Here is a 20,139-nt window from a genome sequence, read left to right on the forward strand (position 1 = left end):
ATAATCACGTGCGCGTTAACCGTATATTTAAACTTTTACGTATCGGGGCGAATGCATGTTTTCTTTACCCGATTGTGTCACTACGATACGGGCGGTCCATATTGAGCCTCGGACGCGGACGAAAATAGGACAAAAAGTCCAGAGATTCCGCGTCTTTAGTACAGGGTAGCGAAGGCATGGCGAAGAAATCCACTCCGACCAAGAACCTCGATCTCGACGTAGCCAAGGAGCTTGAGCAGGCGCTCGACTTCGACTTGAGCAGCGACGAAGGCGGCCTCGACATGGCCGCGTCGATGGACGATCTCGAAGCACAGATTTCGCAGGCGGCCGAGGAACTGGCGCGCGAAAGCGACAAGCAGAAGCCTGCGGCACCCAAGGCGCCCCCAGCACCTGCGGCCGCGGCCGCGCGCCCCATGGCCGAGCCGCCGGCCCAATTGCGCCCCGTCGAAACCAAGCCATTGCAGCCCGAGGGCTTAAAGCCGGCCAATGACGATCGCCAGAAGGACTACAAGTCCCTTCTGCACAGCCTCAACCGGCGCGCCTCCAGCACCATTTACTGGATGGTCGGTCTCGTGTCGGTCGCCTGGGTCGCGGGTGCCGTCGCACTTGCCGACCGCATCGTCACGCCCAGCATCTGGACCATCCGCACGCTGGACGACGTTCTGGCACGCCCCGGCCTTTTGATGCTTGTTGTCGCCACGGTCGTTCCGATCGCCCTGTTCTGGGCCTTTGCTGCGATGATCCGCCGCGCCCAAGAAATGCGCATTGCCGCCCAGTCGATGACCGAAGTTGCCTTCCGCCTCGCCGAGCCGGAAAACATGGCGCAGGATCGCGTCATGATGGTGGGCCAGGCCGTCCGCCGCGAAGTGGCAGCCATGGGCGAAGGCATCGAGCGTACGCTCGCTCGCGCCGTCGAACTCGAAACCCTGGTCCATACCGAAGTCAACCAGATCGAACGCTCCTATTCGGAAAACGCCGCCCGCATCCGTTCGCTGGTCGACGGTCTCGGCAACGAGCGCGAAGCCGTGGTCTCGCATGCCGAGCGTGTCCGCGCCTCGATTTCGGGCGCGCATGAGACGCTGCGCGACGAACTCGGCTCGGCAAGCGACATCATCCGCGACAGCATCCTGAACGCTTCGACCAAGCTGTCGATGACGATTACCAATTCCGGCGACACGCTTATCGACCGCATCAACGAAGGCGGCATGGGCCTCTTCGAGGCGATCGACAACCGCATGGATACGCTCAGCGACCGGCTGTCGACCTCGGGCGAGGCCTTTGCCAGCCTGCTCGACACGCGCATTGCCAAGCTCACGCAGAGCACCGACGAGGCGACCCGCTCGCTGACCGACCTGCTCGACGACCGCACTTCGGGCATGGTTTCGCTCCTCGGTGGCGCCGCCAAGACGCTCAACTCTGAGTTTGAAGCCAACCTGCACGGCATCGAACGTACACTGGCCGAGCGTGGCCAGGCGCTGATCGGCGAATTCCAGACGCGCGCCGAGGCACTCGACACCGGCACGGCCAAGCTCAACGCCGCGCTCGAAGCGCGCGCTCGCCAGATCAACGAGACGCTGGTTGAACGTGCTCGCGAGATCGCCACGACCTTCGTGCAGGGTCGTGACTCGCTGACCGCTGTGATCGACCAGGGCAAGACGCAGATCGGCACCGACCTCGCCGATATCATCACCTCGACCTCGACCATGCTTGAAGCGCGTGCCAGCGATTTCGCCGGCCGTATGGAAGCCGCGCGCAACTCAGTATCGAACGCATTCGACGGCGACATCCAGCGCCTCTCCGACGCCCGCATTGGAATTGAACAGGCGGTCGAAGACCACACCCGCAAGCTTTCGGAAGCACGCGACCGCATGGCCGCAGCGCTCAGGGACGATCTCAGCAAATTCGCCGAGGGACGCGCCAGCATCGAAGCCGCCGTCGGCTTCCAGGTGCAGAAGCTCGCCGAAGGCCGCAGCCTGATTACCCAGGCACTTGACGACGACATGCGCAAGCTGGACCAGTCGCGTCAGGCGGTGGATGATACGCTCAGCAGCCAGTTCCGTCAGCTCGCCCAGGGCCGTGAGCAGCTCGCGCAGGCGCTCGTCGAGGACTCCGAAAGACTCGTCCAAGCCCGTACGAATATTGACGAAATGGTCGCTGGCCATGTCGGCAAGCTGGCCGAAGGCCGCAATATCCTGTCACGTGCTCTCGAAGCCGACCTCAACAAGCTCGCCGACAGCCGCAACAGCATCGACGGACTTGTCGCCGGTCAGGTCGAAAAGATCGCCGAAGGCCGCGCGATCCTTGCCAAGGCACTGGAAACCGATCTCGACGGCATCAAGGCATTGGTTGACGGCCATTCGTCGAAGATGGCTGCCGACCGTGCCAGCCTTTCCAACAGCCTCCAGACTGACATTGCGGCGGTTCATGGCCTGATCGAGGACCACGCAGGCAAGCTCGCAGACGAACGCGTCCTGCTCTCCAAGACGCTGGAATCGGACCTCGCCAAGCTGGCAGACAGCCGCGCAGGCATTGATGGCCTCGTCGCGGGCCAGGTCGAAAAGCTTGCCGAAGGCCGTGATATCCTCAAGCGCGCACTCGAGACCGACCTCAACACGATCCACAGCACGATCACCTCGCATTCCGAGAAGCTCGCCGAAGACCGTGCGATGCTTTCGCGTTCGCTCGAGGCCGATCTCGGCAGCGTCTCCGGCCTGGTGTCGAGCCACGCCGAACGGCTCGTTGCAGAACGCGGGGCGCTCTCCAGGGCACTGGAAGACGACCTTGCCAAGCTGGCTGAAAGCCGCTCGGGTATCGACGGCCTCGTTGCCGGTCAGGTCGAGAAGCTGGCCGAGGGCCGCGATATCCTCAAGCGCGCGCTCGAAGCCGACCTCAACGCGATTCGCAACACGGTCGCTTCGCAGTCGGAGAAAATCGCCGAAGACCGTGCGATGCTTGCGCGTTCGCTCGAAGCAGATCTCGACAGCGTCAAGGGCCTGGTTTCAAGCCATGCCGAACGGCTCGTCGCCGAGCGCAGCACCTTGTCCATGGCACTCGAAGACGATCTCGCCAAGCTGGCTGAAAGCCGCTCGGGCATCGACGGCCTCGTTGCCGGTCAGGTCGAGAAGCTGGCCGAAGGCCGCGACGTCCTCCGCCGCGCACTGGAAGCCGACCTTGCCAAGATCGACGGCATGATGCTCGGCCAGGTCGACAAGCTGGCCGCTGGTCGCGACACGCTGACCAGGGCGCTGGAAGCCGACCTTGCCATGCTCAACAGCAGCCGCACGAGCATCGACGACATCGTCGCCAACCATGTCGGCAAGCTCGCAGAGGGTCGCGAGACCATGGCTCGCGCCCTTGACGAAGATCTCGGCAAGCTCGGCGAAGCACGCCGCGATATCGATCTTGCCATCGCTGGCCACATCGACCAGATCGCAGCGCGCCGCGTCGACATTTCCGACGCGATTGCCGGTGACATCGAAAAGATCGAGGAAACCTTCCGCCGCCAGACCGGCGTGATCGAAGAGCGCACCAGCACCATGGAACGCGCTCTGTCGCTGGGCGTCGACAACGTCCGCGGCGTGCTGGAAAAGAGCGCTGTCTTCGTGGCTGGCGCCTTGCGTGAGAAGGTCATGGAAGTGACCGCAGCTCTCAACGAAGAAGCTGGACGCGCCTTCAGTGACGCTGACCGAGTCATCGCCGAGCGCGCCGAGCAGACCTCGACCGCCCTGCTCGCTCGTGCCGAAGATATCGCGCGTGCCTTTGACGATGCCGACCGCCGTCTTGCGGCGCGCGCCGACGAAACCTCGAACGCGCTTTTGGCACGTGCCGAAGAAACCGCCGACACCCTGTCGGCCAAGGCTGGCGAGATCGCCCGTACCTTTGATTCGGCCGACCGCGCGCTGATCGCACGTGCCATCGAAACGGCGGATGCACTGTCGGCCCGCGCCGGCGACATCCTGCGCAACTTCGACAGCGCCGACGAACGGCTTGGCATGCGCATTGGCGAATCCGCCGACGCACTCACCGCCCGTGCCGCCGAACTCGGCCGCATCTTCGACACCGCCGATGAAAAGCTCGCCTCGCGCATCGCCGAAGGAGCGGATTCGCTGGGCAACCGTGCCGGCGAACTCAGCCGCATCTTCGATGCAGCCGACGAGCGGATCGCAGCACGCGTCGCCGATAGCTCGGCAACGCTGGGCAGCCGCGCGGGTGAAATCGTGCGCAACTTCGAACAGGCTGACGAGCGGCTTGCCGCGCGTGCAACGCAGACGGCTGACGCACTTGCCGGCCGCGCCGCTGAAATCGGCCGGACCTTCGAGGAAGCCGACAGTCGGATCGCAGCCCGTGTCGACCAGACGGCTGACACGCTGCTGAACCGTGCCGGCGAAATCAGCCGGGCGTTCGAAGAAGCTGACAGCAGGATTGCCGCGCGTGTCGACAGGACGGCCGAGGCACTGCTTGGCCGCGCCAGCGAGATCAGCCGCGCCTTCGACGAAGCCGACAACAAGATCGCCGCCCGCGTCGACAACACCTCGCAGTCCCTGCTTGGTCGCGCTTCGGAGATCGGCCAGGCATTCGACGAAGCCGGCCAGCAGCTTGCCGCCCGCATTGCCGAGAGCACCTCGGGCATCGGCCAGCATGCCGCGCTGATCGCCAACGCGTTCACCGAGACCGAACAGCGTGTTGTTGCCCGGGCTCATCGCACATCGGCCGATCTCGATGCCCGCGCGCGCGCCATCGAAGAGACGCTGACCAATGTCGATGAGCGCCTCGCGGCTGGTGCCCAAGGTGTTGCGGCTCGCATCGGCGAGCACCTGTCGAGTGCCGAAGCTCGCCTCGCCCACGGTGCTGACGCGATGGGCCAGAAGCTCAGCGAACAGGTTGCACAGGCCGAGGCACAGCTCGTCGCCCGCGCCAATGTGGTCGCCGAGACATTCACCGCGGTTGGCCAGCACATCGGCCAGAGCACCAACGAGGCTGCCCGCACGATCGGCACCAACACGCGTGAACTCAACGCGATGCTGGCGGAACGCTCGAACGAGATCGCCAAGATCCTCGACGAGACCGCCCGCCCGCTGGTCGATCGTTTCGCCGAAAGCGGCAACGACCTCCACCGCAGCATGGAAGAAGCCACCGCGCGCGCAGCCGAAAAGCTGCGCACCGAAAACGCGGTGCTTGTCGATGCGCTCGCCAGCCGTACCGCCGAGACCCTGTCTGCGGTCGAAGGCGCGCGCTCGACGCTCGCCCAAAGTGTTGCCGACCTTATCGGCCGCATGACAGCGTCCAGCTCGCAGCTCAGCAACCTTATCGACCAGGCTGCCGCGAACCTCGCGAATGTCGACGACCGCCTGACCGGCAGCACGTCGAACTTCGCTGCGACCACCGAGAAGGCCGCACAGACCTTCTCCAGTGCCGCTCGACTGGTGGACACCAACACCAATCGCCTGACCGACCTGTCCTCGACCACGTTGCGGGAAGTGGCTTCCATCGCCACCAAGTTTGACGAGCACAGCCGCCTGCTGTCGAGTGCTTCCAACCTGCTCTCGTCGGCGCAGAGCAACCTCGAGCACACGCTCGAGCGCCAGTCGTCGCTGGAAGACCTCGCCGTAGGCTTGGTCAAGAAGTCGGAAGACCTTGAGCGCGTCATGCAGTCATTCGAGCGCCTCGTCGGCCAGACGCTGGAGAACGCCGAAGGCAAGACAATGGAATCGGCGGACAAGATCCGGCTCGCCATCGCCGACGTCGTCGAAACCGCGACAAAGCGCTTCGCCGACGCCACCGAGGAGATGCGCCGGACCGCCGGCTCGATCAAGACCGAGCTCGAAAGCACCCGCGCCGAACTCAAGAAGGGCGTGCTCGACATGCCGGAGGAGGCCAAGGAATCGACCACGGCCATCCGTCGCGCAGTGTCCGAGCAGATCAATGCGCTGAAAGAGCTGTCGGCGATCGTGGCCAAGTCCGGCCGCACGGTCGATGTTTCCGACGCTTCGCTGCGCAACCCGCAGCCGCAAGCCCAGCGCCGCCAAGCCGCTCCGCAGCCAGAGCGCCGCGAGCCGCCGGCACCACTGGGCGGTACGACCCTGCGTGGAACGCTCGACATCGAGCGTCCCGCCCCCGCCCAGCCACAGCAGCCAGCGCGTGAGCCGGCCAGCCGTGGTGCGCAAGGTGGCTGGGTGCGCGACCTGCTGACCGGCGCCTCGCGCGAGGAGCAGTCCGGGCGCCCGGCGGGCCAGCCCGAACCGCGCGCCGTTCCGGCACAGCGTTCGCCCATGCATGTGGTCGAGTCGCTCAACTCGCTGTCGGTCGACATCGCCCGCGCCATCGATCACGACGCCTCGATCGAACTCTGGGATCGCTATCGCCGCGGCGAGCGCGATGTCTTCACCCGCCGGCTCTACACGCTGAAGGGTCAGCAGACCTTCGACGAAATCCGCCGCAAATATCAGTCCGATGGCGAGTTCCGCACTGCCGTCGACCGCTATTGCGATGATTTCGAGAAGTTGCTCAAGGACGTCTCGCGCAACGACCGCGAAAACATCATGACCAAGACCTACCTGACCTCGGATACGGGCAAGGTCTACACGATGCTGGCACATGCGGCAGGCCGCCTGAAGTAAGCAAGCTGCCGCAAGGCAGTAGGGCAATACGGAAATAGGGCAGTAGGTACGCCACCTACTGCCCTGTTTTGTCAGCTACATTCGGCAGATCGAGGTGATGCGCGCTGACGTGAAATAGTCAGCGAGCCAACCAGTCAGCAAAAGGGCTCAGGAGGAGATCCGGCACCCTACTGCGCTGCTGCCCGGTTCAAATCAGCGTTTCGGTCCATTTGACGATGTCGGAAGCAGCCTGGCCAAAGGCCCGGTCGAGGGCTGCCACGTAGGCGTCGTTGCCAGCGCCGGAAACCGGCGTGCTGGCGGTGAAGACGCGCGAGGCACGCACTTGGCCGTTGCGGTCGTTCAGGAGCCTGACGAACAGTTCGACCTCGGCGCGTTCGCCGCCGTCGACCTTGATCTCGAAGTTGCGCAGCTCGACGACGACCTGGTAGTCGATCGCCAGCCCCTCGCCGGGCTTGCCTACGCCGACGAAGCGGCCGGCACGCTGGAACGTCTCGGCCAGTCGTGCCTGCACGATGCGCGGCAGCCGGTCCGACCACTGGGCCCCCTTCAGGAACTGGATGGAACCGGGCGACGGCTTGATGACGATGCTCTGGCCGTCCAGCGACTTGAGTGCCGAAGGTTCTGCAATGAGAATCTGGCGATGGCTCGAGCCGCCACGCCCACTCACCGCTGGCGCGGTGAGCTCGTAAGTATCAAGCGGCGGCGGCGTGGCAACGAACAAGGAGGCACAGCCAGACAGCGCAAGCGCGGCTGCGGTTAGCAGCAATGTTGATCTAGCAGCTTTCACGTGCTGTCCCCGAACAAGACTCAAGCCGCGTCGTGCGCGAACCACCCTCACCACGTTCATGGTGCGGCATGCCCGCGATGTCAACGACGCACCCGTCCGTCGAACTCGCGCACGCTGCCCTCCCCGCCAGTGATGATGCGTTGCGGATTGCGCTCCAGATCGGAGACGGCTTGCTCGATACGGCTGATCGAACGGCGGCTGTCCTGCACCAGCGACTCGACATCGCGCAGTCCCTGGCCCGAGAAGCGCGAAAGCCCGTCCATGATGGTCGCGAGCCGTGAATTCAGCGTGTCGGCAACCTGCTTGAACGATTTCAACGTGGCACTGGCATCCGACATCACACCTTCCGCCTCGCCCGATCCAAGCAATGTATCGACCTTCGCGAGCACGCCGTCGACACGTACCGACGCCTGATTCAGGCGCGAAGTCAGTTGCTTGGCGTCCGAGATCATCTGGTCGATGTCGTCGGCACGGCCGCCGAACTTGTCGGTGACCTTGGCGACGTCGGCGGCGACCCTCTTGGCGTTTTCACTGGCCTGCTGGATGTTGTCGAGCGATGCGCGCACGCTCGCTGCGTCAACGCCTTCGAGCACACCGTCGACCTTGGCCAGCGTCAGCTGCGTCTTCTGGGCGAACTCATTGATGGACGTTACGGCGGTGTTCACGCCCTTGACGATACCGTCGAGCTGGTCGCTCTGCGCGCTGAGGTTCTTGGTGAAGGTGTCGACGCTGGCAACGATGTTCTTCACCTTGGCGGGATCGACCGACTTGAGCAGTGCCTCGGCCGCATTGATCGTACCGTCCAGCTTGCCAGAAACACCCGACAGTTCTTCCGATAGCGCGCTGACGCTCGCCAGGAACTTGTCGACGCCGTCGGCATTGCGCGCCAGGGACTCGGAGAATTTCTGGGCATTGGTAACGGTTTCGGTCAACGGACCACGGACATCGTTGGTAAAGCCTTCGAGATTGGTCAGGACGGTATCGGCGCGCTTGAAGATGTCTTGCGCGGTCTGCAGCAAGTTGGTGACGGCGGACGGATTTGCGACGATCTCGGCGATCTTGCCTTCCGCCTCAGCCTGGTCGAGCAGGTTCGGCTCTGCGACATTTGCGCCCTTGAGCTCGATGTTGGCCTGGCCCGTCAAGCCGGCAAGGCCGATATCTGCCTGTGTCGAGCGGGTAATCGGGGTCAGCTTGTCGATCTCAGTGTCGGCGATGGCTACCTGAGGATTGGTGAGGTCGAGATAGACGCGGCGGACATCGCCAACCTTGACGCCGTTGAAGAGCACAAAGCTGCCTCTCGCCAGTCCTGACGCGGAACCAGGAATGCGCACGCGCAGCGTCACCGTTTCGCCCCGCTCGCCGATTGCTGCCGTCCAGTAGACGAAAGCAAAGGCGGCCAGGATCGATACCAGCGTGAAGATACCGACGATGACATAGTTGGCCCTGGTCTCCATCACATCATTCCATTCTATGCTCTTGCCGCAAGATCAAGCTGCCGAGCCCGTTTTCCGCGGAAATAGGATCGTACCCACGGTTCTTCGCTCTTAAGCATGTCGTCGATCGTGCCTTCGACCAGCACCTTCTTGTCGCCCAGCACCGCCACCCGGTCGCACACCGAAAACAGGCTGTCGAGATCATGCGTGACCATGTAGACGGTCAGCCCCATCGTATCGCGCATCTTGCCGACCAACTCGTCGAACTCGGCAGCACCGATCGGGTCGAGGCCCGAGGTCGGCTCATCGAGAAAGACGATGTCGGGATCCAGCGCCAGCGCACGCGCGAGCGCTGCGCGCTTGATCATGCCGCCGGAAAGTTCGGAGGGAAACTTGCCTGCCGCATCCGGCGGCAAGCCCACCAACTCGATCTTGAGCATGGCAAGCTCGTCCATGAGTTTCCTGGGCAAATCGAGATATTCGCGCATCGGCACCTGGACGTTCTCCAGCACCGTCAGGGCCGAAAACAGCGCCCCGTGCTGGAACAGCATGCCTAGGCGCATGTCGATCTTGAGCCGCTCTTCTTCGCTTGCGCGCTCAAGATCGAATCCGAACAGCTTAATCGTGCCGGAGCGCTTGCGGATCAGGCCGAGGATCGTGCGCAGCAGTACCGATTTGCCCGAGCCTGACGCACCGACGAAACCGAGGATTTCGCCACGCCTGACATCGAGAGCGAGCTTGTCGAGGATAACCTTGTCCTCGAAGGCGACAGTCAGGTCGCGCACCGACAGCACCACCTCGCCCATGGGGTCCTGTCTTTGGCTCTCCGCCTGAATCATCGTTGTGCTGTTTGCCATGTCAGAAATTGATCGCTGCGTAGAACATGGCAAACAGGCCATCGAGGATGATGACGACGAAGATGGCCTTGACCACAGACGCGGTAACGTGGCGGCCAAGCGATTCAGCGCTGCCACCGACTTTCAGGCCTTCTACCGAGGCGATCGTACCGATGATCAGCGCCATGAACGGCGCCTTGATCAGACCAGCGGAGATCGTACTGAGGTCAATTGCCAAGCGCAGGCGGTCGATGAAGGCGGCCGGAGGAATGTCTGAATAGAGCCAGGCCGCCAGCATGCCGCCGCCGAGTGCCGCAAAATTTGCAATGATGGTGAGGCACGGCAATGCGATCACCAGGGCTACCAGTCGGGGAAAGACGAGCACGCCGATCGGGTTGAGGCCTATCACGGTAAGCGCGTCCACCTCTTCGCGCATCTTCATCGAACCGATCTCGGCGGTGATCGCGCTGCCCGAGCGGCCTGCGATCATGATCGCCGTCATCAGCACGCCAAGCTCGCGCAGGATCAGCACGCCGACGAGATCGACAACGAAGATGTCGGCACCAAAATAGCTGAGCTGATATGCGCCTTGCTGGGCAACGATCGCACCGACGATCGCCGACATCAGTACCACCACCGGGATGGCGCCGACGCCCATGCGGTCCATCTGGTTGAAGATGGCGGCCGGGTTGACCGCATGGCCACGCCCCAGCTTCATCTGGGCGCCTCGGATTGTCGCGCCGAGGATGTTCATGGAAGCGAGAAAATCGTCGCGCATCTCATAAACACGGCGGCCCATGGCCTCGAGCAGCCGAAGGACAATATTGGGCGCGCCTGCCCCGGCCGAATCTCCTTCGCGTCGCACCGCATCGCCAACGGCACCGAGGAGGATCTTGGCCACTTCGCTGCGGCCCTCCATCCTGACTTCGACGCCCTTCTTCTCGTTGGCGCAGACGAGCCGGTCAATGACCCAGGCACCGGCGGTATCCATCTTCTCGATGTTGGAAAGGTCGAGCGCCAGAGTCGCATGACCCTTGCGCGCTTCGATCTTGCGCATTTCGGCATCGACTAAGGCAACAGTTCGGGTGGTCCAGATACCAGTGAAGACGCAAGCAAGCACACCTTCGCGCTCAGCCACCGCAATCTGCGGCTGATGATCTTGACCGTCGGCGGCCCCGCCGCTTGCTTCCCGTTTGCCGATGGTGAACATGGCACCTTCCCTAACGCGTCGGCTGCGCCATGTCGATTTTCGCAACCACGCCAAGCAGTTGAACGGAGCAGATTTTCATGTCGCGTGTCCTTTCGGTCGAAGACGAGCGCTTTCCCATCGCCGGAACGTTCACGATCTCGCGTGGTTCCAAGACTGAAGCCGAAGTCATCACCTGCACGATTGCCGAATCAGGCTTTGTCGGACGTGGCGAATGTGTACCCTACAAGCGTTATGGCGAGACCCTGGCGAGCGTGCGCGAGCAGATAGAAGCCGCGCGCCGCGCTGTAGAAGACGGCGCTTCCCGCACCGACCTGCTCAACCTGATGACGCCGGGCGCGGCCCGCAACGCCGTCGATTGCGCCTTGTGGGACCTGGAGGCCAGAACGAGCGGCATACATGTCACCTCTAGGCTCGGCCTAACGGCACCGCGCCCGCTTGAGACCGCCTATACGCTTTCGCTCGGCGAACCGGAGGCGATGGCAGCGCAAGCACGCGCCAATGCCGCGCGGCCGCTGCTCAAAGTCAAGATTGGTGGCGACAACGACATCGCCCGCATTCGCGCGGTCACCGTATCGGCGCCCAACAGCCGCATCATCCTTGACGCCAATGAAGGCTGGACCGAGGACAATATCGCCGAAAATCTGACCGCAGCCGCCGAACTCGGCATCGCACTGATCGAGCAGCCACTGCCGGCCGGCGCCGATCAGATCCTCGGCCGCATTGCGCACCCTGTGCCGATCTGCGCCGACGAAAGCGTCCACATCGCCGCCGATCTCGGCAAGCTCAAAGGTGTCTACGACGCGGTCAACATCAAGCTCGACAAGTCAGGCGGGCTGACGGCCGCGCTCGAACTGCGCGACCAGGCCCGCGCCCTTGGCTTCCAGGTGATGGTCGGCTGCATGGTCGGCACGTCGCTCGCCATGGCGCCGGCGGTGCTGCTTGCCCAGGATGCCGACTTCGTCGACCTCGACGGCCCACTGCTTCTGGCACGCGACCGTGCGCCCGGGCTTATCTACGAGGGTTCAATGGTGTCGCCGCCCCTGCCCGAACTTTGGGGCTGAGCGCGAAGCCAGCACCACAAGCACGATGGCGCCAGCAGCGACCACAGCCATGAAGTAGAAGCCGTTCACGCCAAAGCCCTGATATAGCGGCCCCGAGAGCAGCGTCACGATCGCCATCGACATGCCATTGGCGAAATAGGCGATGCCTTGTGCCGCGCCGGTGCGCTCTTCTGGCACCGACTCGGCAATCAGCTTCTGGACGCCGATCAGCACCAGTGCCGTCGACACAGCATGAAGGCTCTGCACGGCAAAAAAGCCTGCGACGCCGAGCCCCAGCGGCCAGATCAAAGGATAGGCGACCCAGCGCACAATCGCACCTACGCCGGCCAGAACGAGCACCGACTCCGTGGATTTGGAGCCGAACAGGCGCGTGAAGAACATGAACATGACGATCTCGGTCACCACGCCCCAGCTCCACAAAAGACCAACGACCGTTTCGTTGATGCCGAGCGATTTCCAGTAGATCGACACGAAACCGTAGAGAAAGCCGTGGCTGCCGATGATGACGCCGGTGCCGCCGGCCATCAGCAGGAAATAGCGGTTGAACAGCTTGGGTGCGGCCTGCTGCATGTCGGTAGCGGACAGCGGCGAGGCAAGCCGGGGCCGGCCAAGACGAGGCGCGATGAACGACACCAGGAAACAGCCGAGCAGCCCGACCGAAATGATTGCCGGTACCGCATCGGCCCCCGTCAGCGAAAGGATGAACCCTGCCCCCAGGCTGCCAGCCAGAAAGGCGATCGAGCCCCAGATGCGCATCGCGGCATAGTCCGAGCCAAAGCGGCGGACGCCCGAGAGCGCCAGCGAATCGGCGATCGGTGAATGCGGTGTCCACACCACGGCAAGCGTAAGCGAAACGGCAAGCACGACGAGATAGGTCGGCTCCAGGAAATAGCCGAGCGACAGCAGCAAAGCCGACGCTGCAAGGAAGATGAAGACGTTGGCACGGTCCTTGGCACGGTCGGCCATGGCGGTGATCAGCGGCGTGGTGATGACCCGCAGAAACATCGGCGCCGACAAAACGATGGCGATCTGCTCAGGGTCGAACCCCTTGGCCTCGAGCCAGAGCGGGAAGTACGGCAGATGCACGCCCATCGGCACGAAAAGTGCCGCGAACAGCAAAGAGATGCGCAGTTCGAAGCGCTGCGGCTTGATCTGCTGTTGTGGCGTGAGTGGCGGAAGCTTCATGGCAGATCTGCGGGTCCGGGCGCGACCCGAACCAAACAAGTCTCACCGATTTGTCTGACCCATTATCATGGGTGTTCACCACACGAAAGCCGCCGGGCCTCTCCAAGGGACCAAAGGTTGGACCACACGCCCGATACTTTGTCGGCCAAGTACCGTCACATGCGCGGGGCGTTCCTGCGCGCCTAGACGTTGCGCCCGCTTCTGCACTGCCTGGGCTGCGCTCTGAAGACCGGTTTCGGCATGGCCTGGACGATCCCGCCGCCGGCCGGAGAAACAAGTCGAATCGCACATGACTGCTGTCCGCTCAGGCGGCCTTGTCGACACGTTGGTCAACGACCATGGGAACGAAGGATTCGTTGACGAGCTTTCCGGCCAGCACGTGGGGCCAGCGCAGGATGACCAAGGTACCATCGAAATTTTCGGCCACCGCTGTGCAGTTTTCGACCCAATCGCCGGTGTTGATGTAGTCGATGCCGCCGAAGTTTTCGATCGCAGGGTGGTGGATATGGCCGCAAATGACACCGTCGACCTCCGAGCGCCGGGCCTCGTCGGTCAGCACGTCCTGGAATGCGCCGATGAAGTTGACCGCCTTCTTGACCTTGACCTTTGCCCAGGACGAGAACGACCAGTAGGGCATGCCAAAGGTGCGGCGGAAGCGCGCCACCAGGCGGTTGAGGGCCATGGCCGCGTCGTAGGCAAAATCGCCGAGATAGGCGAGCCAGCGCGCGTTCTGCACCACAGCGTCGAACTGATCGCCATGAATTACCAGGAAGCGCTTGCCATCGGCGGCCTCGTGGATGGCGCGGTCGGCAACGACGATGCCACCGAAATGCACCCCCTGGAACATGCGGGCAAACTCGTCGTGATTGCCGGCGATGTAGGTGATAGTGGTGCCCTTGCGGGCCTGGCGCAGCAGCTTCTGCACGACGTCATTGTGCGTCTGCGGCCAGTGCCATGCGCGGCGCAGACGCCAGCCATCGACGATGTCGCCGACCAGATAGATGCTTTCAGCCTCGTGATGACGCAGAAAGTCGATCAGATACTCGGCCTTGGCCGCCTTCGAGCCGAGATGGACATCGGAGATGAAAAGCGTTCGGAATGTGCGTGTGCTGGTGCCGGACATGGCATTTCACCCGTTGCTGTCGCCGTGGCTATGCCCAGATTCATGCAACAGGCGTATGACGGTTGCGACTGGCGCACCTTGGACATAGGGTGGGCCATCACCGACAGGAGACGGACATCATGGATCTCGGCATCCGGGGCAAGAAGGCAATCGTGTGCGCGTCGAGCCGTGGCCTTGGCAAGGGCTGTGCTGTCGCACTCGCCGAAGCGGGCTGCGAGCTTTTCCTCAATGGCCGCGACGTCGGCGCGCTCAGTCGCACGGCAACCGAAATCCGCCAGCGATTCGGCGTACAGGTGACGGAAATCGCGGGCGACGTGTCCGATCCCAAGGTGCAAAAGGCGCTGCTTGCCGCCTGCCCGTCTCCCGATATCCTGGTCAACAACAATGGCGGTCCGCCCTACCGCGATTTCCGCGAACTCGATCGCGCCAAAATCCTTGAAGGCGTAACCAACAACATGGTCACGCCGATCGAGCTGATCAAAGCGGTGATTGACGGCATGGCCGAGCGCGGTTTCGGGCGCATCGTCAATATCACCTCGCTGTCGGTCTACACACCGATCCCCGGCCTCGACCTGTCGTCGGGCGCGCGCGCTGGCCTCACCGCCTTCCTGGCGGGTGTGGCGCGAACGGTCGCGGACCGTAACGTGACCATCAACAACATGTTGCCGGGCAAGCTCGACACCGATCGCCTGCGCGGGCCGCATGAACCAGGCAGCATCGAGGATCCTGCCCAAGGAGCAGCAAGACGCGCCAGGCTGAGTGCTGAGATTCCCGCTGGCCGACTCGGCACCCCGGAGGAGTTCGGCCAGATCTGCGCCTTCTTGTGCTCGGTCCATGCCGGGTACATGACCGGCCAGAACATCCCGGTCGACGGCGGACTGTATGTCAGCTCGTTCTGAGCACCTCAAAAGCTGAATCGACATCTCAGTAAATTACGACAAGCGGCTGGAATGATTGTCATTCCGTCGCTTGAAAGTGATTCAACGGCCATCTGGCCGTTGACACCTCGAAAATTGCCATGGTCGTGCTAATAACGGCCTTTGAAGCGGAATCTGTAAGGAGCGAAAAATGACCGGGGACAACAAGAAGAAGGAAGCGCTCTCCGATCTCGACCAGGCCGCGCTCTTTTTCCACAAGCACCCCATTCCCGGCAAGCTGGAGATCCAGGCGACCAAGCCGCTAGGCAACCAGCGCGATCTGGCGCTGGCCTATTCGCCTGGCGTGGCCGCTCCCTGCCTCGCCATCAAGGACGATCCGGAAGCAGCAGCCGACTACACTGGCCGCGCCAATCTCGTGGCAGTGATCTCCAACGGCACCGCCGTGCTGGGGCTTGGCAATATCGGCCCGCTGGCGTCCAAGCCGGTGATGGAGGGCAAGGCCGTCCTGTTCAAGAAGTTCGCCGGCATCGACGTCTTCGACATCGAGATCGACGCGCCCCAGATAGACCAGATGGTAAACACCATCGCGGCACTGGAGCCGACCTTTGGCGGCATCAATCTCGAAGACATCAAGGCGCCCGAGTGCTTCGACGTCGAAGAGCAGCTCAAGGCAAAGATGCGCATCCCGGTCTTCCACGACGACCAGCACGGAACGGCGATCATTGTCGCAGCCGCAGTGCTCAACGGTCTGGAACTCGCCGGCAAGAACATCCAGGACATCAAGATCGTCACGTCGGGCGCCGGCGCTGCGGCCCTCGCCTGCCTCAACCTTTTGGTATCGCTCGGGGCAAAGGTCGAAAACATCTGGGTCACCGACCGCTTTGGCGTCGCCCACAAGGGCCGCGTCGAAGAAATGGACCGCTGGAAGGATCCTTACGTCAAGGACACCAATGCCCGCGTGCTTGCCGATGTCATCGGCGGCGCCGACGTATTCCTTGGCCTGTCCGCCGCAGGCGTGCTGAAGCCTGAACTGCTCAGCCAGATGGCGGAGAAGCCGCTGATCTTGGCGCTGGCCAATCCAAAGCCCGAGATCATGCCGGAAGAAGCGCGCGCCGCCCGACCCGACGCGATGATCTGCACCGGACGTTCGGACTTCCCGAACCAGGTCAACAACGTGCTATGTTTCCCCTATATCTTCCGTGGGGCGCTCGATTGCGGTGCGCGGGCCATCAACGAAGAGATGAAGATGGCCGCCGTGCGCGCGATTGCGGCACTGGCGCGTGAGGAGCCGTCAGATGTCGCCGCGCGCGCCTATTCCGGGGAAACGCCGACATTCGGTCCCGATTTCCTGATCCCGTCGCCGTTCGATCCCAGGCTGATCCTTCGGATCGCGCCGGCGGTAGCGAAGGCTGCCTGCGAATCCGGCGTGGCGACCCGCCCGATCACCGACTTCACCGCCTATATCGACAAGCTCAGCCGCTTCGTCTTCCGCTCCGGACTGGTGATGAAGCCGATCTTCTCCAATGCCAAGCAGGCAACGTCCAAACGCGTCATCTACGCGGACGGCGAGGACGAGCGCGTGCTGCGCGCAGCCCAGGTGGTGCTGGAGGAAGGTTTGGCCAAGCCGATCCTGATCGGGCGCCCGCACGTCATCGAGGTGCGGCTCAAGCGCTACGGCCTGCGTATCCGTCCCGGCACGGACTTCGAGGTCATCAACCCGGAGGACGATCCGCGTTATCGCCATTATGTCGACCACCTGATCGACCTCGGCGGCCGCCAGGGCATCACGCCTGAAGCAGCGCGAACGATGGTGCGCACCAACAACACGGTGATCGCTGCGATCGCCCTCAAGCGTGGCGACGCGGACGCCATGATCTGCGGGCTGGAGGGCCGTTTCGAGCGCCACCTCCGCAACGTCACGCTGATCGTCGGTGCCCGCGATGGTGTCAAGGATCGAGACTTGTCCGCACTGTCGATGTTGATCACGCAGCGCGGCGTTTTGTTCTTCACCGACACCTATGTGACCGTCGACCCGACGTCCGAGGAGATCGCCGAGATGACCATGCTGGCGGCCGATGAAATCCGCCGCTTCGGCATCGAGCCCAAGGCAGCACTGCTGTCGCACTCGAACTTCGGATCACGCGATTCCGCCAGCGCCCAAAAAATGCGGGCGGCGGCGGCCATCCTGAAACGCATTGCGCCCGAACTCGCCAGCGACGGCGAGATGCACGGCGATTCCGCCCTCTCGGAAGTGCTGCGTCAGCGCGTCTACCCGTATTCGACGTTGAAAGGTGAGGCCAATCTTTTGGTCTTCCCCAACCTCGACGCCGCCAACATCGCGCTGACCACGGTCAAGACGATGATGGATGCGCTGCATGTCGGCCCGATCCTGCTTGGCACCGCCCAGCCGGCTCATATCCTGACGCCGTCCGTCACTTCCCGCGGCATCGTCAACATGACGGCATTGGCCGTTGTCGAGGCGTCACAGCGAGCGCATGCGACAGCCTGATCTCCAAATCGAGGTTAGCCGCTTTCAAGGAAACGGTTAACCTCGGCGACGCTAGGGTTGAGTCTACCCTTACCGGGGAGAGGCATGTTCAGGCGCGGCAATAGCACGGTGAGGCGGGCAGGCTCAGCTTGGCTGGCTGCGGCCGCCTTGGCCATTTTGACGAGCGACACCTCACTCGCCGCCTCGCCGCAATGTCTCCAGCTGGAAGCGGCACTCGCCCGCCTGCCCTTGCCTTCCGGCAGCTTCGAACAGTCGGACGAGTTCGCGGCTGCCGCTGATACCCAACAAGACCAGATCGATCTGGCCCGCATCAGAGCTTCCGATATCGGCTGTGGTCGCGCCATTTCCGGCGACATGATCGCCCAATGCGCCGCACTCAACGCCAAGATCGCCGAGATGGAGGACAATCTCGGCAGACTTGATCGAAAGCCGACGCAGTCAAACGAAAGCACGCGGCGCGAACGCATCCGTATTCTTGATGCGATGCAGTTGGCTGGTTGCAACGATCAAGACGACGAGCAGGAAGCCACCGACGCGGCACCGCTCGACGATCAGCCAAGTGTTACGATCATCCGTGGCGGGAGTGCGCAAAGCCTCAGCCCCACCGAGAGCTACCCGCAGCACATCGTGATCAGCCGCAGCCAGGAACAAGGCACTGGCGAATACCGCACACTCTGCGTGCGAACCTGCGATGGCTACTTTTTCCCGATGTCGAACGCAGCAGCGCTGTCTGACTTCCAGCGCGATGAGAAGAACTGCGAAGCAAGCTGCCCCGGAACCGGGATCGAGCTTTTTTATCACCTCAACGAGGGGCAGCCGCAGGAAAGCATGGTCTCCGCCCGCTCCGGCCAGCCCTACGGAAACCTGCCCACGGCCTACCGCTACAAGCGGGTCGATCTGCCACGTGTGCCGGCATGCGGCTGCAATGTCAGCCAGGACAGGAATTTTTCCGTAATCGCCGGTGAAGGACGCCCGATCCCGAGCGCCCCACAGGCGAAGCCGGCGAAAGAATTCCCTGCGGCCGCCGCGCCTCGACCGGCACCCGACCCCGATCGCAAGGTCAGGGCCGTCGGGCCAACGTTCCTTCCCGACCCACAAGCGGCAACAGGTCTGCGAGTTCCGGGCCCGACTCCAGTCCGGTAAGCGCAAGCCTCAGCGGCATGAACAGCCCCTTGCCCTTGCGGCCCGTCGCCTTCTTCACCTTGGCTGTCCAGTCCTTCCAGACATTGGCGTCCCATGGCTCTTCCGGCAAAAGGTCCATCGCCTGACCAACGAATTCGCGATCCTCTTCGGCGAGTTCGGCAACCGGCTGCGGTCCCTCGCGCAAGATGCGCCACCAAGACGCGGCGTCCGACAGCCTATCGAGATTGCCGCGCACTGCCATCCAGAACGCCTCGGCATGCTCGCCACTGACGCCCAGCAAAAGCAGCCTGTCACGCACTTCGGCAAACGACATGTGATGCAACAGAGAGCGGTTGAGAACGACGAGTTCATCAGGATCGAATTTGGAGGCCGACTTGGAGGTCGCCGCGGGATCGAACTTTTCGGCGAGTTCGTGAAGGTTCGGCACCGCCGTCACATTCTCCGACGTGCCGACAAGGACCGCAAGTGAGGCAACCGACATCGGCTCAATGCCGCTTTCACGCAGGCTTTCGATCGACAAGGCCCCGGTGCGCTTCGAGAGGCCCTCGCCGGAAGCGGTCGTCAGCAAATTGTGGTGGCCGAACACCGGCGGCTCGGCTCCGAGCGCGCGGAAAAGCGCGATCTGCACGCCGGTATTGGTGACATGGTCGTCGCCACGAATGACATGACTGATCTGCATCTCGATGTCATCCACTACCGAGGGCAGCGTGTAGAGATAGGTGCCGTCGGCGCGCACCAGGACCGGGTCGGAAAGCGACGCCAGATCCACCGTCTCTTCGCCGCGAACCAGGTCGTTCCAATGAACCTCGGTACGCTCGGTTTCGAATGGATCGGATTTGAAGTTAGGTAGCAGGAAACGCCAATGCGGCTTGCGCCCGTCCTGCTCATAGGCAGCGCGTTCGGCATCGGTCAGTTTCAGTGCCTCGCGGCCATAGACCGGCGGCAGGCCGCGCGTGCGGCGCACCTTGCGGCGCAGGTCGAGCTCCTCAGGCGTCTCGTAGCACGCGTAAAGCACGCCTGCGGCCTTCAGCCTGTCGACGGCAGCGTCATAACTGGCAAAGCGGCGCGACTGGTACTCGGTCTGGTCGGGGAAGATGCCGAGCCAGTGCAGGTCGTAGAGGATAGAGTCGGCGAATTCCTGGCGCGACCGCTCGACATCGGTATCGTCGAAACGTTGGACGAACCGCCCCTTGTGCTTGAGGGCGAACAGCCAATTGAACAGGGCCGTGCGCGCATTGCCGATATGGATGCGGCCGGTGGGCGAAGGGGCGAAGCGAACTGTAACTGTCATGATCGGGGCGTAGCCGAAGGCTTTTGTGTTGACAAGGCGGTGCCCCCGCACCGGGTTTCCAGAAAT

Annotated in this window: 12 protein-coding genes; 5 read left to right on the plus strand and 7 right to left on the minus strand. The window is 63.0% G+C overall.

Annotated features, from left to right (window positions below):
* Positions 1-176: 176 nt before the first annotated feature.
* The gene (locus C8K44_RS12585; RefSeq protein ID WP_109576131.1) at positions 177-6,617 is read left to right on the plus strand and encodes a kinesin; all 6,441 of its coding nucleotides are present in this window, start codon (positions 177-179) and stop codon (positions 6,615-6,617) included.
* Positions 6,618-6,804: 187 nt separating this feature from the next.
* Here C8K44_RS12585 and C8K44_RS12590 read toward each other — a convergent pair whose 3' ends face one another.
* The 4 genes from C8K44_RS12590 to C8K44_RS12605 all read right to left on the minus strand — a co-directional run bounded on the left by C8K44_RS12590 (position 6,805) and on the right by C8K44_RS12605 (position 10,883).
* The gene (locus C8K44_RS12590; protein ID WP_245417461.1) at positions 6,805-7,404 is read right to left on the minus strand and encodes an ABC-type transport auxiliary lipoprotein family protein; all 600 of its coding nucleotides are present in this window, start codon (positions 7,402-7,404) and stop codon (positions 6,805-6,807) included.
* Positions 7,405-7,484: 80 nt separating this feature from the next.
* Positions 7,485-8,858: an MlaD family protein gene (locus C8K44_RS12595; RefSeq protein ID WP_109576133.1), complete on the minus strand. Its 1,374-nt coding sequence runs from the start codon at positions 8,856-8,858 to the stop codon at positions 7,485-7,487.
* A gap of 14 nt (positions 8,859-8,872) precedes the next feature.
* The gene (locus C8K44_RS12600) at positions 8,873-9,694 is read right to left on the minus strand and encodes an ABC transporter ATP-binding protein (RefSeq protein WP_109576134.1); all 822 of its coding nucleotides are present in this window, start codon (positions 9,692-9,694) and stop codon (positions 8,873-8,875) included.
* A gap of 1 nt (position 9,695) precedes the next feature.
* A complete protein-coding gene (locus tag C8K44_RS12605; protein WP_109576135.1) occupies positions 9,696-10,883 on the minus strand; it encodes an ABC transporter permease in 1,188 nt (395 codons plus the stop codon).
* 77 nt (positions 10,884-10,960) lie between these two features.
* On the opposite strand from C8K44_RS12605, the gene dgcA reads away from it, so the two are divergent.
* Positions 10,961-11,944: an N-acetyl-D-Glu racemase DgcA gene (gene dgcA, locus C8K44_RS12610; RefSeq protein ID WP_109576136.1), complete on the plus strand. Its 984-nt coding sequence runs from the start codon at positions 10,961-10,963 to the stop codon at positions 11,942-11,944.
* Here the strand turns inward: dgcA and C8K44_RS12615 are convergent.
* Both C8K44_RS12615 and C8K44_RS12620 read right to left on the minus strand, forming a co-directional pair.
* Entirely contained in the window at positions 11,906-13,129 is a 1,224-nt protein-coding gene (locus tag C8K44_RS12615; RefSeq protein WP_109576137.1) for an MFS transporter, read from the minus strand. The genes dgcA and C8K44_RS12615 overlap by 39 nt on opposite strands.
* Before the next feature lie 304 nt (positions 13,130-13,433).
* A complete protein-coding gene (locus tag C8K44_RS12620) occupies positions 13,434-14,252 on the minus strand; it encodes a UDP-2,3-diacylglucosamine diphosphatase (protein WP_109576138.1) in 819 nt (272 codons plus the stop codon).
* Between the two features lie 119 nt (positions 14,253-14,371).
* Here C8K44_RS12620 and C8K44_RS12625 point away from each other — a divergent pair, with 119 nt between their 5' ends.
* The 3 genes from C8K44_RS12625 (at position 14,372) to C8K44_RS12635 (ending at position 18,782) form a co-directional block, all read left to right on the plus strand.
* Positions 14,372-15,151: an SDR family oxidoreductase gene (locus C8K44_RS12625; RefSeq protein WP_109576139.1), complete on the plus strand. Its 780-nt coding sequence runs from the start codon at positions 14,372-14,374 to the stop codon at positions 15,149-15,151.
* Between the two features lie 169 nt (positions 15,152-15,320).
* The gene (locus C8K44_RS12630) at positions 15,321-17,639 is read left to right on the plus strand and encodes an NADP-dependent malic enzyme (RefSeq protein ID WP_109576140.1); all 2,319 of its coding nucleotides are present in this window, start codon (positions 15,321-15,323) and stop codon (positions 17,637-17,639) included.
* A gap of 84 nt (positions 17,640-17,723) precedes the next feature.
* A complete protein-coding gene (locus C8K44_RS12635) occupies positions 17,724-18,782 on the plus strand; it encodes a DUF2865 domain-containing protein (RefSeq protein ID WP_109576141.1) in 1,059 nt (352 codons plus the stop codon).
* Here C8K44_RS12635 and gltX read toward each other — a convergent pair.
* Positions 18,700-20,073, minus strand: a complete 1,374-nt coding sequence (gene gltX / locus C8K44_RS12640) for a glutamate--tRNA ligase (RefSeq protein WP_109576232.1) — start codon at positions 20,071-20,073, stop codon at positions 18,700-18,702. The genes C8K44_RS12635 and gltX overlap by 83 nt on opposite strands.
* Between the last annotated feature and the right edge of the window lie 66 nt (positions 20,074-20,139).

The organism is Aminobacter sp. AP02, assembly GCF_003148805.1.
Lineage (GTDB): Bacteria > Pseudomonadota > Alphaproteobacteria > Rhizobiales > Rhizobiaceae > Aminobacter.

What these genes read in the sequence shown, in the direction of transcription:
- C8K44_RS12585 (WP_109576131.1), top strand. Translation starts at nt 177, where the DNA reads ATGGCGAAGAAATCCACTCCGACCAAGAACCTCGATCTCGACGTAGCC.
- C8K44_RS12595 (WP_109576133.1), bottom strand. Translation starts at nt 8,858, where the DNA reads ATGGAGACCAGGGCCAACTATGTCATCGTCGGTATCTTCACGCTGGTA.
- C8K44_RS12600 (WP_109576134.1), bottom strand. Translation starts at nt 9,694, where the DNA reads ATGGCAAACAGCACAACGATGATTCAGGCGGAGAGCCAAAGACAGGAC.
- C8K44_RS12605 (WP_109576135.1), bottom strand. Translation starts at nt 10,883, where the DNA reads ATGTTCACCATCGGCAAACGGGAAGCAAGCGGCGGGGCCGCCGACGGT.
- dgcA (WP_109576136.1), top strand. Translation starts at nt 10,961, where the DNA reads ATGTCGCGTGTCCTTTCGGTCGAAGACGAGCGCTTTCCCATCGCCGGA.
- C8K44_RS12615 (WP_109576137.1), bottom strand. Translation starts at nt 13,129, where the DNA reads ATGAAGCTTCCGCCACTCACGCCACAACAGCAGATCAAGCCGCAGCGC.
- C8K44_RS12620 (WP_109576138.1), bottom strand. Translation starts at nt 14,252, where the DNA reads ATGTCCGGCACCAGCACACGCACATTCCGAACGCTTTTCATCTCCGAT.
- C8K44_RS12625 (WP_109576139.1), top strand. Translation starts at nt 14,372, where the DNA reads ATGGATCTCGGCATCCGGGGCAAGAAGGCAATCGTGTGCGCGTCGAGC.
- C8K44_RS12630 (WP_109576140.1), top strand. Translation starts at nt 15,321, where the DNA reads ATGACCGGGGACAACAAGAAGAAGGAAGCGCTCTCCGATCTCGACCAG.
- C8K44_RS12635 (WP_109576141.1), top strand. Translation starts at nt 17,724, where the DNA reads ATGTTCAGGCGCGGCAATAGCACGGTGAGGCGGGCAGGCTCAGCTTGG.
- gltX (WP_109576232.1), bottom strand. Translation starts at nt 20,073, where the DNA reads ATGACAGTTACAGTTCGCTTCGCCCCTTCGCCCACCGGCCGCATCCAT.